This is a genomic window from Luteimonas sp. Soil_C_16 (assembly GCF_057657295.1).
In genome coordinates, this window is record NZ_JBDGIS010000002.1 from 473874 (window position 1) to 486054 (window position 12181).

Below are 12181 nucleotides of genomic sequence, written 5' to 3' on the forward strand. Positions count from 1 at the left end.
CGCCCTACTTCGCAATGCATCTAGCCCCTCTCCCTTTGGGAGAGGGGTTGGGGTGAGGGCTGTCGCAGACGCCGAAGCACACAATCGCGCGTGGTTCCCAAACTTTGCGTCCATCGATCGATGCACCGATGGGTGTCGCTGCGCTCTACCCATCCTGCGAAGCGTGTTTGCCGACGCAGGCTTTCGGTGATCCGGGCGATACATCCGATTGATGCGTCCCACGGCGCCATCGCTCGGCGGCTATTTCTCGAACGTCCCTGTCGCCATATCGAACCACGGCGTGCACAGCACCTGCTGGTCCTCGGCGTAGCCGAAGTCGGCCTGCCAGACCTGCACGTCGCCACTGTCGTCGGACGCGAACAGACGCGCGTCGTCGGCGATGCCGACACCGACGCACCACTGCACCTGCGCGGGCGTTGAGGCGAGCCAGTTAGAGAAGCGGAAGGTGGCATCGACGCCCGCGCCCGGCTCGACGCGGCGCGCGAGCGGCGTGGGCGGCACGGTCGGCGCAGGTGTCGGCAACGCGCGTGCGACGTGCGAAAGCGTTGCGCGCGTGCCGGCGTGTTCGCGCAATGACGGCACGCCGACAGCGCCGGATGGCTGGCGCTTCGTCAGCACCGCATGGCGATCGCCACGGTCGAACACGACCAGCGGCACCGTGCCCGTGTTGCGGATCCGGTAGTCGACACGCACACCCTCGCCGTCACGCGCGAACACCGCCTCCAGCACGACGCCTTCGGCATCGACGTGGGCGCGCGCGGAATCGCTGGGGGGCATTGCGGACCTCGGAACTGGACGTGGGGAGTCGCTGGACACCGCCGGTGCCGGCAGTACGGCGCAGGCAAAACACGCGGCGGCAACGGCGCTGCGGACCGCAGCATGGTCCCGCAAGCGTGAGGGCGGCGCACTGATGCGCGCGCGAGGTGTCTCGATCATCGGCGCGTTGATCCCGTCGGCGTCTCACGACGCCCGATGCAGGCGCCATGAAAGAAAAGGGGCGGTGCACGCATGCACCGCCCCCGCATCATTGTCAGATGTCAGAGCGCGTAGCTCGGACGGTCGGGCATGCCCAGCTCGCGACGGATGCCGTTCTCGGTCAGGTGGATCGGGTTGTGGGTGATCGCGCCGGTACCGTCGAAGTCGTACGGCCTGGCACTGGTCTCCAGTCCCACGGCCTGTCGTTCGGCATTGGGCACCTGGCCGTTGTCAGGACCCGTGCCGCGATACGTGCCCTGCAGGAAGGTGCCGTTGACGCCGTTGTAGGCATGCGACATCTCGTGGAACAGCACCACCGACGGCGCCGGGAACGCATCCATGTGGAACGACGGGTTGTAGCTGATGGTCACGTCACCACCGGCGCCCGGGCGGCCGTTGACGATGTCGGCGTCGTTACTGAAGGTCTGGGCGTAACCGTTGTCCTCGTTCGACAGTTCCTGGATCGTCACGGTGTTGCCTTTGGCCTCGGCGGCCTTGTCGAACTCCGCCATCATCTGCTGGCCGTTCGGCGAGGCGCGCAGGAAATCCAGTTCGGACTGCATGCGCTGCACGAAGGCATCGGAGCCCTGCACGCGCACGCCGCGATCGCCGACGGTGTTGTCGATCTCGACGTTGACGACGGTCGGGCGCGCGCCCGTTGCCGCATTGACGATGTCGCTGGCTTCCGAATAGACCGTGGTCTGCGCGTTGGCGCCTTCGATCGTGTCGCTGCCGGCGCCGGCATAGACCGTCGTGCGGCCGTCGCCGACATTGACCACATCGTCGCCGCCACCGGCGGAGAGAATGTCGAACGTGCCGCCGCCATGGATCACGTCGTCACCGCGGCCGCCTTCGATGTAGTTGGTGCCGCTGCCGGCGTGGATGGTGTCGCTGCCGTCGCCGCCGTAGATCACGTTGACGCCGCTGCCGCCGAAGATCTCGTTGGTGCCGCCGGTGGTGTGGATGTCGTTGCGGCCGCTGCCGGTGGCGCGGATGGTGTCGTCGCCGTCGCCGCTGCTGATGCGGTTGTCGCCGTCGCCTTCGACGTTGATGTCGTTGTTGCCGTCGCCTGCATCGACGACGACGTTGACCTGGACGTTCGGCGCGACCTGGATGGTGTCGTTGCCGGCGCCGGTGCGCAGGGTCAGCTCCTGGCCTTCGGCGAGACGCACTTCGTAGCTCTCGCCATTGACCGACACGTCCAGCGTGCCATCGTCGCGCTGGCTCACGCCGACGTTGTCGTCGCCGGTGCCGGTGGTGAACACCACCTGGTCGCGGCTGATGTAGCCCTGCGCCTGGGTGCGCTCGCGGGTCACGTCGACCTGGGCGTCGCTGTGCAGCTTGTCGCTGACGACCGGCTTGCCGTCCGGCGTGCTGCCGGTGGTGCGTCCGGTGGAGTTGGTGCTGCCCCCGTCGATGCCGATCGCACCATTGGGCGCGCGCTCGGGCGCTTCCCGCGTGGCGATGTCCGGACCGTCGTCCAGACCCCCGATGTCGGCATGGTCGTCGACGCCGCCGGCAGCCGGACCGTCATGCGTATGCGTGTCGTTCGGGGCCAGCGGGTTCTGCCAGTAGCCTTGCGCGGCGGTGGCGGTCGGGGACAGCGAATCGAGCGTGGTCATCGGAACGGGCCTGCGTCTGCGGAAGTCGGTGTCCATATGTACGCCCCCGTATGGCACGACCATACTGGGGCGTACCCTTGGTCGATGGTCGCGCCCGACGTTGCATCGGAAACCATCGCCCGCGATCAGCGCTGCGCCGCAACATCGTTGGCCGTAAAATGGGCGATCTTATCGACCACTGGAAGTGCATCGCTATGGGCCTTGGCTCCGTCTCCACCGGCAAGAACCCGCCGGACGAAATCAACGTCATCATCGAAATCCCGAAGGACGCCGAGCCGGTCAAGTACGAGGTCGACAAGGAAAGCGGCGCGATCTTCGTCGACCGCATCCTGTCCACGCCGATGCGCTACCCCTGCAACTACGGCTACGTGCCGAACACCGTTTGCGGCGATGGCGACCCGGCCGACGTGCTGGTGGTGCTGCCGCTGCCGCTGATCCCGGGCTCGGTGATCCGCTGCCGTCCGGTCGGCGTGCTGAAGATGACCGACGAGGCGGGCAGCGACGAGAAGATCCTCGCCGTGCCGGTGGACAAGGTGTTCAGCGGTTATGCCCACGTCGACGACCTCGACAAGGTGTCGGCCCACTGGCTCGAGCGCATCGGGCACTTCTTCGAGCACTACAAGGATCTCGAGAAGGGCAAGTGGGTGAAGATCAGCGGCTGGGGTGACGCGGCGGAAGCCAAGGCGTTGCTCAACGACGCCATCGCCGCCTACAAGGCCGAGTAATCGCTGCGACGGCGTTTCCGCCGTCACAGTTTGCGACACGCCGCCGAAACCCGCGCGGCGTGGTTGCTAACATCGCCGCGAGCCGACGCCACGGGGGTGCTGCGGCCATCCGGGGACGTCCTGCGTGCGCATTCTTTTCGTGGGTGGCGAGGACGGCCTGCCGTCCGATCTCGTTGCGCTCGTCGCGGACATGGACGCGACGTGGCAGGTGCAGCGCGCGTCCGATGGCGCGACCGCCCTGGCGTCGATCGCAGAGGCGCCACCGGACGTGGTGCTGGTCGCGCCGATGCTGCCCGATATGCCGGTCGACGCCCTGCTCGGCCGGATCCGCACGCTGCACCCGGAAGCCTCGCGCATCGCGGTCGTCAGCGGCCAGCCGCCGGCGCGCCTGCTGTCGCTCGCGCACCGCTTCCTGCCCATGCCGGTCGGCGAGGCCCAGCTGCTCGAGGCGATCGCCAGCCTCGAAGAACTGCGCGAGTTGCTCGACAACCCGATGCTGCGCGAGCGCATCGGCCGGATCGACAGGCTTCCATCGCCGCCGCAGACCTATCTCGCGCTGGCGAACGCGCTCGACTCCGACGACACCAGTGCCGCCGACATCGCGCAGCTGATCTCGGGCGATCCCGCCATCGCGGCCCGGGTCCTGCAGCTGTGCAACTCGGCGTACTTCTCGTTCGGCCGCACCATCACCGACCTGCGCTCGGCCGTGACCCGGCTGGGCATGGTGACGATGCGCGATCTGGTGCTGACCAGCGAAGTGTTCGCCTATGCCGCGCGCAGCGACCTGGATCGCCCGGCGATGCAGCAACGTGCGTTGATGGCATCGCAGCTCGCACGCCGCATGCTCCCGGAATCGAGCACCGAACTCGGCGCCACCGCGGCCCTGCTGGCCGACATTGGTCTGCTGTTGCCGGGCGTCCGCGACGAACGCGCAACCGTCGACGGCCAGCCGTCCGACGCGTCGGGCCACACCGAAGCGGGCGCCTATCTGCTCGGGCTCTGGGGACTGCCGATGCCGATCATCGAAGCGGTGGCGTTCCAGCGCGACCCGGTCCGCGCCGGCACGCGCAGTTTCTGGATCACCGGCGCCGTCCACGTCGCGACCGCACTCGCCTCGGGCGAGCCGGTGCGCGAGGAGTACCTGCAGCGCACCGGCGTCCTCGACAGGCTCGACGACTGGCGCGCGCATGCCGACCGGTTGCGTGGCCTGGGGCAGGCGTAGGCAGTCTGACAATCGGCGACGAGGCGTTCGGATACGGAACGCAGAGCGATTTGATCGGCGCTTGTCCCTGCCCCCGCGCCAGGATGTGACCTAAGGCGGCGCACAGCCGGCATTCGAGGGTCGCCACATCGACGCGGCGCCCGCTTGCGCTCGAATCCGCGCGTCGACCGGCTTGCATCGAAACAGAAAAAGCCGCCCTTGGGCGGCTTTTTTTCAGCTGGAAGAGCGGTCCGCAGAACGACAGCGCCCCACAGAACTACGGCCCCTTTCGGGGCCGTAGCGGATCACACAGGGCTTCGATGTATCAGAAGCGCTGGTTGTACTGCATGTACAGGAAACGACCGATGTCGTAACCGCCGTAGTAGGCCGAGCCCGAAGCCGGGTTCGAGTACATCGGCGCCGAGTAGTGCTCGAACACGTTGTTCGCACCGACCGAGACCGTCGCATTCCACGGCGCGGTCCAGCGGAACTGGACGTCGTGGAACGTGTTGGAGCCGATCTCGTTCTGCGGCGAGATGTTGCCGGCCAGATCAGGTGCGGTGTAGTTCGGCAGGCTGCAGAAACCTTCGATGTCGGTGGTCAGGCAGCTTTCCTTGACGCCGGAGTAGTAGCGCGCCGTCCAGGTGACGCCGAAATCACCCATCTCCCAGCCCAGCGTGGCGTTGGAACGGATACGGAAGTTGATGCCCGCGCCACCCGAGAAGCCGTTGGCCTGCGACGGCGGCACTGCATCGTTGCTGTCCTGCTTCAGCTCGTTCTTCGACACGTATGTGTTGAGCCACGACGCGCGGAAGTTGCCGTAGTCGGTCTGGAACGCGTAGTTGATGTCGAGGTCGTAGCCCTCGGTCTCCTGGTAACCCGCGTTGACGCCGGCATAGAAGAACGAGGTGATCGTACCGTCAGCCGCACGCGTGAAGCGCGAGCCCGTCGGATCAGAGCAGCGCGCTTCGATGCCACGCGCGTAGCAGTCGTCGAGCACGGTCGTCGGCGCATCGCCGATGATCGTGTTGTCGATGCGGATGTTCCACCAGTCGAGCGCGACGTTCAGGCCTTCGACCTGCGACGGGCTGTAGACCAGGCCCAGCGTCTTGCTGACCGACTCTTCCGGCGTCAGACCCGGGTTCGAACCCGAGGTGAAGGCGCGATCGGACTGGTCTTCCTGCGTTTCGGAGAAACCGCTCGCGGTGTTGGCGCGCTGGCGGAAGTCCGCCGGCACGTCGGCCAAGCAGCGTGCGGAACCGGCTGCGATACCGAACACCGAGTCGCACGGGTCGGCGTAGAACTCGAACGACTGCGACTCGCCACCGAACAGGTCGGCAATCGTCGGCGCGCGGAAGCCCTGCGACCAGGTACCGCGCACCAGCAGCGATTCGATCGGCTTCCACACGAAACCGGCCTTGCTGTTGGTGGCATCACCGAAGGTGTCGTAGTCCGAGTAACGCGAGGCGAGATTGATGCTCAGTTCCTGCGCGAACGGCACGTCCGACAGCAGCGGGATCTGCAGCTCGGCATAGACTTCGTCGAGGCTGTAGGAACCGCCGGTCGGGCCCGAGGCGAGGTCGGTCGAGTCGCCGGTCTGCGCGAGCGCGTCGGGCGAGAACGAACCGCGTTCCTGACGGTGCTCGACACCCACCGCGAAGCCGAGATCGCCGGCCGGCAACTCGAAGATCGAGCCGCTGAGGTTGGCGAAATAGCTGCGGGTTTCGGTCTCTGACAGCGCCTGGCCCGGCTTGTACAGGTAGGCCTGCACATTCGGATCGGCGAGGCTGTTCTCGGACGGGTAGCCGAACGGAATCAGCGGATTCCACGGCGTGCAAGCGCCGGGGCCGGTACCGAGGGTGATCGGATTGGCCGCGGTGCCGCACTGGACGACGCCGTCGGAGTTGCGGAACGACGCCCCGGTCGCGCGGGCGACATTGAGAGTGTTCAGGTTGCCCGTGCTGATCTGCACACCCTTGTTCTGGTTGTACAGGTGGCCGACGTCCCAATCGAAGATGCGGTTGTCGCCAAACTCGAACGAGCCCTTGACGGTGTTGCTGATGCGGAACGTCGTCAGGCTGTTGCGGACTTCACGCGGCACTTCCCAACCACGACGCGCGTAGTTGACGTCGACGCCGACCGGATTGAAGACGCTGTCGGCCGACAAGCCATCAGCACTGTTGTCGAAATCGGCGCTGCGGAACGGATAGCCGGCGTTACGCGCATAGGAATCACGATCCGAGTACAGCACGTCGGTTTCGAGCGTGATGTTGTCGGTGATGTCGACGATGGAGTTCAGGAAAGCGGACTTGCGCTCGATGCCGCTATAGACCGTCGACTGCTGGCTCGGGAACGTCTGGTCGAGCGCGGCATTCACCGGGCGATAGCTGGAGAACTGGGTCGGATCCAGATTCGGCACGTCGCGACGCAGCGTGTAGTTGACGCCACCGAACGTGAACTGGCCTTCCTTACGCGTGCCCGACGCGCCGCCCGGGATCGGCGCGCTCTTGGGGCCGGTCGGGAACGTGTCGCGCGAGAACCAACGGTCCGGCGCGAACACCGGATCTTCCTTCGCGTATTCGGCGCCGAAGGTCAGCGAGGTGCGCTCGCCCTTCGAACCGACCACGATGTCGTAACGCTCGACCGCACCGTCGCCCTCGCCCCACTGGCCGTAATAAGCGCCGACTTCGGCACCGTCGAAATTGCGACGGGTGATAATGTTGATCACGCCGGCGACCGCGTCCGAACCGTAAATGGTCGAGGCGCCGTCCTTCAGGATTTCGATGCGCTCGACCATCGCGGTCGGGATCGCAGACACGTCCTGCAGGCCACCGGTGGTGATGCCCAGGCGACGACCGTTGACCAGCACCAGCGTGCGCTGCGGGCCGAGGTTGCGCAGGTCGATGTAGGTGCCACCCACTGCCTCACCCGAGCTCAGCGGCGCGGCGCGGCTGATGGCCGGCGAACCGGCCGAGGTGATGTTCTCGAGGATGTCGGCAACCGAGCTGTAACCCTGGGTCTCGAGGTCCTGACGGGTGATCTGCAACACCGGCTGGGCGGTTTCCAGATCGACCTGTCGGATGCGCGAGCCGGTGACTTCGATGCGGTCGAGGGTGGTCGGGGCTTCCGAGGTCTGCGCCTGAGCGAAAGCGGCACCCGGCACGATCGCGGTCAGGATCGCGGCTGGCAGCAAGCCCTTCCGCAGTGCGGGAGTGCGAAAATTCTTCAAAGTCTCTCTCCAGAGTGTGTGTGTTACTGAGGCGTTAAGACGCCATGGGCACGTTACGTCTGGAACGACTTGGACTGCCTTGCCACTGTCACTCTCTCACTTTGCCGAATCGGTCGTTTGGGCAATCGACGCAGCCAGACCGCTGCCGAAGTCATCCGCCAGTGTTAAGCCGATGCGTGGGCTTCGTTGTGTCCGTTCAGCCGAGGGGCGCGGCTAACGGCCCGATAGCGGCTCGCCGGTACGCCGTGATGGTTTTTGAACGCACGAGCGAAGCTGCAGCAATTGTCGAAACCGGTTGCCGCAGCGACCTCACCGACCATCATCGATGTCGTGCGCAACAGGAGCGCGGCGCGCTCCAGACGCAAGCGAACCGATAGCGCCTGCGGGCTTTCGTCGTACAGGGCGTGGAAGGCCTTGGAGAAATACCAGCTCGAGAAGCTGGTCAGATCGGCGAGCTCGCTGATCCTGACCACCCGATCGGCATTCCCTTCGAGAAACAGATGCGCGCGCTGCATGCGACCGAACACCTGCCGCTTGCGGCTCCTGGAACGGCCTGGACAGCGCCGTACACGCGTCGCCAGTTCACGCTGGACATTGGCGAGCTGCAGCAACAGTGGGCGGACCGTCAGTGCCCGACCATCCGCATGCGCGGCTTCGCGCCAAAGCCTGAAGAGCGTCAGCAGCTCACGTGCGTTCAGTTGCCCCCGACCTGCGTAGAGGCTGCTGTCGCTCAGCGACTGCAAGGCGTCGAGAGCAGCGGTGTCGAGCGCAATCCCGATACACAGTCCGTTCGCACCGCTTTGCACGAGCGGTGCGGACTCTTTCTCGAACGCCATCCAGTCGCCGCGTGTCAGACGGAAGCGCCCTTCCCTCGACTCGATCCACGCGTCGCCTCGCACTTGGATCCAGACGTTGAATACCGGCGCCGACATCTGAACGCCGCCCAGACGGGCCGTCCCGATGCATTGAGCGGCATCCGCCACGACGTCCAGTGCCAACATCTGGCCTCGCGCAGCCCACAGACAGTTCGACATGCCAACACCCCATTGAACGAGGCGGATGTTGTGCTGCCGTGCGCAATCTTTTGCCCGAATTCGATACTAGACTTTGCCGAAATCAGTACGAATTTTTTTACGAAAGAATCACGAAATAATTTTCTTCAATTCAATTAGCCACTTGGACAGCTTCACGTTGTCTCGGACGAGTCTGGGTGCCGTGGTAAATCCGATGTCGCTGTCGTCTTCTGAGGCGAGAGCGATGTACCAAAAACGGCCTACCGTGGAAAAACCGTTGGTTGCACCGTAGATGGCGGAATCCACACACTCGTCCCCAATCTGTTCAAGTCCCTCCTGTCGCGCCGCATGCTGTACTACACGGGACCTGCAATCGGGCGTCGCGTCCAGGTAGACGAGCGTGCCGCCAGTCGCGAGTGACCAGCTGCGATATCGCCACCGGGACGGTACGGTTTCGCTCAACCGGACGATCGATGCGGCGTCTAGACGAGGCGATGCACTCCAGAGGCCATTGGCATCCAGCCTTGAGTACAGGACGCGCCTGTTCACCGGATCGAACCGGACCTGGGACGCGTCCTCGATGCGGCCCTGCACACGCCAGGTGCGACGATCGTAGGCCACGAGTGAAGTCCCGCCATCTGCGTGATTTCCCTCGACCACGTAAAGGATGCCGGGCGGGCCATACGCCGCTTGCGCTGGATGGGTACTGGGCAGATCGAGACGCTCGACGCTTCCGCTGACGGGTTCGATCTCCAGGATCATGGGGGCGTTGGCATCGTCCAGTGCGGTCACCAGAAGATGACTGCCATCCTCTGACCAAGCGGGCGGCTGGCGCGTATCCGGGCGCACGCGCTCGATGGGGCGGAGCGACTCCGGCGCATCGAGACGCGCCCACCAGAGTTCGAACCGGCCTGCGCGATCGGACGTAAAGACGAGTTGCTTGCCATCCGGCGACACGATGGGCTGCGCGTCCCGCCCTGAAGAGGGGAACAGGCGACGCCATTCGCCGTTCGTCGCGTCCACGCGATACAAACCGAACTGGGGCCTGCGGTGGACGAACGCCATCATGCCGCTGGCCGCAGAGATCGTGGGCGACTGCGCATCCTCGATCCCGAGGTCGACGATCGATCCATCCTCGATCCGGGCCGAATACAGCCTCGCCTCCCCGTCCACCCGCAGACCGAACACCATGGCGTCACTGTCGCGCCCCCAGCTCCATCCTCGAAACTCCGCGCCTAGGTGGGTAATCTGCTGCGGCGTCCCTCCATCAACCGGCACGCGCCACAGATCACCCATCTGTGGATTGCGGATGAATCCGATCCACCGGCCATCCGGAGACACCTGTGGCGCGAAATCGATGTCGCCGGGCGCGCCCGGATAATCGAGATCCCGCCAGTGCCCGCCGTCGGGATCGAGGATCCGCAAGCGTGCGTCCCCGTCTACACCGGTCATCGTGCCGAACAGGAGTCCGCCGCCATCGGGCAGCCATTCGAAGCTGAGCAGATCGCTGCGGTCGCAACGCGCGATCTCGCGTTCATTGCCGACGCCAGCAGCCGGCACCAGCAGCACGCGGCAGGCGCCATCCGCGTCCCATCGTGCAAACGCTATTTCGCGGCCGTCCGGCGACCAAGCAGGCAGTTCATCACGCGCGCCCGGCGGGGGACGCGAAATGGCGCGTGGCACCGCACTCGATGTGGTCTGCACCATGATCGTGGACTGCTGGGTCGCGTCACCCACGCCAGACGCCGCGTACGCCACCATAGAGCCATCCGGTGACAGCGAAGGCGAGAGCTCGAAGCCGGACGCATTGGTAATCAGTCGGTAGGGCAGGCTGACCGGCGAAGGGCCTGGGCTGCGAGCCGTGGTTCCGGACGTGGTTCGCATCGCCTCGAGCGTCATCCACACACCGATCCCGCACAGTGCAACGCTTGCGATTGCCGCGCACGCGAGCAACCAGCGACGACGGTGACGGGTGGCTGGCCGGGACTTCGGAACTGCGGGCAGCGCTAGGTCCGCGATGTCGTCATCGGCACTTGGTGGAACGCCGGCCACTCCGGGCATCGCCGGACGACTGGGCGCGATGACCTCGACGGGCACGGTCAGGCGATAGCCGCCCTTGGCGATCGTTTCCACGTAACGCTTGCCGGCTTCCGCACCAGCCGAACCGGTGCCGAACGCCTTGCGCAACTGGGTGATGGCCTGGGTCAGGACATCATCGGTCGGCATGGTGTCCCGCCATACCTCGGCAAGGAGCTCGTGCCGCCCCACGACGGCACCAGGCACCTGGGCCAGCATTCGCAAGACCCCGATCGTCTTCGGTGTCACCCGGCGCGGACCACGCGCGCCGAGCATCAGGATCTCGCGCGTCGCGAAATCGACGACGCCGTCGCCCACGCGAAGACGCAGGGGCGTCGGCTCGTCGGGCGACATCGGGTTTGGCATCGGACCACCAGTTTGCAGGTGAGCGAGGTTAGCCAAGGCAGGCTGAATGAAGTGCAGTCTGGAGCCAGATTCCGCACAACGCGCGGGCCACAGGTCATGGACGGTCCCCGCGACCTCGGGTCCGCCCGAGGCTGTCGGAAGCGCGGCGGCGCTCTAGTGTCCTGCGATCCCATGACAGGACACCAATTCCGATGGATGTGACCGCCACACCGTTCGTCCCGTCCCAGGCCAACTGGTCGGCGACGGCCCCGCGGCCCGAGGGCGCTGGCGCTTCGGACGGACTCGCTGCAATGGGCCGCGATGCGCTCGACAGCCACATCGCCGCCCGACTGGATGCCGGCGAGCTGACCGGCTTCCTGGCCGAGACCGGTGACGCGGTGACCCTCGCCGAACGCAGCCCGGTGTTCGACGACGAACTCGCCCAGTTGCTCGGTGACATCCGGGATGCGCTGAATGCGTTGCCGGCGCAGGCGCTGTCGCGCGTCGAGCGGGACGCGGTCGAAGCGACGGTCGGCCGGATCGAGACCTATCTCGGTAGCGTCGAGTCGCCCGAAGGCCCCGACGCGCCTGCCGAAGTCCCGGGCGGCGGACTTGAGGCACATGAGGAGGCCGGCGGGCATCTGATCGAGCGTCACGTCGGCAAGAGCGAGCAGTGGCTGCTCGACCGGGTGAGCCGCGACAACATCAGCGCGGCGTCCAGCTTCCGCAATCTGCCGGAGGCGGAGCGTTTCGTGTCCGCGACGATCGCCGACCACCAGGCCCGCGTCGATGCTTGGGCCGACGGCAGCGGCGGCAACCGTCTGGTCATCGACACCACGTTCGACGCCAGCACCGGGATTTCGGTCAGCCGTGGCGACACCAGCGCAGTCGATGTGTTCTCGGTACGCCTGGTCCTGGAGCGTTCGAACCAGCTCGACATCGGCTATAGAATCGTGACCGGCTATCCCAACAAGCCCTGACGAGTCGACGCCCCG

At 65.9% G+C, this 12181-nt stretch carries 8 protein-coding genes; 3 read left to right on the forward strand and 5 right to left on the reverse strand.

Annotation, left to right across the window (positions count from 1 at the left end):
- Positions 1 to 240: 240 nt before the first annotated feature.
- Together AC3A5T_RS05955 and AC3A5T_RS05960 are read right to left on the reverse strand one after the other, a co-directional pair.
- Complete coding sequence (locus AC3A5T_RS05955) at positions 241 to 777, reverse strand: hypothetical protein (RefSeq protein ID WP_487627779.1); 537 nt, start codon at positions 775 to 777, stop codon at positions 241 to 243.
- A gap of 260 nt (positions 778 to 1037) precedes the next feature.
- Entirely contained in the window at positions 1038 to 2597 is a 1560-nt protein-coding gene (locus tag AC3A5T_RS05960) for a M91 family zinc metallopeptidase (RefSeq protein ID WP_487627780.1), read from the reverse strand.
- 194 nt (positions 2598 to 2791) lie between these two features.
- On the opposite strand from AC3A5T_RS05960, the gene ppa reads away from it, so the two are divergent.
- Positions 2792 to 3322, forward strand: coding sequence for an inorganic diphosphatase (gene ppa, locus AC3A5T_RS05965; RefSeq protein WP_487627781.1), 531 nt, complete (start codon positions 2792 to 2794; stop codon positions 3320 to 3322).
- A 124-nt stretch (positions 3323 to 3446) separates the two neighbouring features.
- The gene (locus AC3A5T_RS05970) at positions 3447 to 4544 is read left to right on the forward strand and encodes an HDOD domain-containing protein (RefSeq protein WP_487627782.1); all 1098 of its coding nucleotides are present in this window, start codon (positions 3447 to 3449) and stop codon (positions 4542 to 4544) included.
- A 304-nt stretch (positions 4545 to 4848) separates the two neighbouring features.
- Here AC3A5T_RS05970 and AC3A5T_RS05975 read toward each other — a convergent pair whose 3' ends face one another.
- From AC3A5T_RS05975 to AC3A5T_RS05985, 3 genes are all read right to left on the reverse strand, one after another.
- Positions 4849 to 7716, reverse strand: a complete 2868-nt coding sequence (locus AC3A5T_RS05975; protein WP_487627783.1) for a TonB-dependent receptor plug domain-containing protein — start codon at positions 7714 to 7716, stop codon at positions 4849 to 4851.
- A 200-nt stretch (positions 7717 to 7916) separates the two neighbouring features.
- The gene (locus AC3A5T_RS05980; RefSeq protein WP_487627784.1) at positions 7917 to 8786 is read right to left on the reverse strand and encodes a helix-turn-helix domain-containing protein; all 870 of its coding nucleotides are present in this window, start codon (positions 8784 to 8786) and stop codon (positions 7917 to 7919) included.
- Positions 8787 to 8894: 108 nt separating this feature from the next.
- On the reverse strand, positions 8895 to 11195 hold the full coding sequence (locus AC3A5T_RS05985; RefSeq protein WP_487627785.1) for a winged helix-turn-helix domain-containing protein: 2301 nt from the start codon (positions 11193 to 11195) through the stop codon (positions 8895 to 8897).
- 203 nt (positions 11196 to 11398) lie between these two features.
- Here AC3A5T_RS05985 and AC3A5T_RS05990 point away from each other — a divergent pair, with 203 nt between their 5' ends.
- Positions 11399 to 12166, forward strand: coding sequence for an RNase A-like domain-containing protein (locus AC3A5T_RS05990; RefSeq protein ID WP_487627786.1), 768 nt, complete (start codon positions 11399 to 11401; stop codon positions 12164 to 12166).
- Positions 12167 to 12181: the final 15 nt, after the last annotated feature.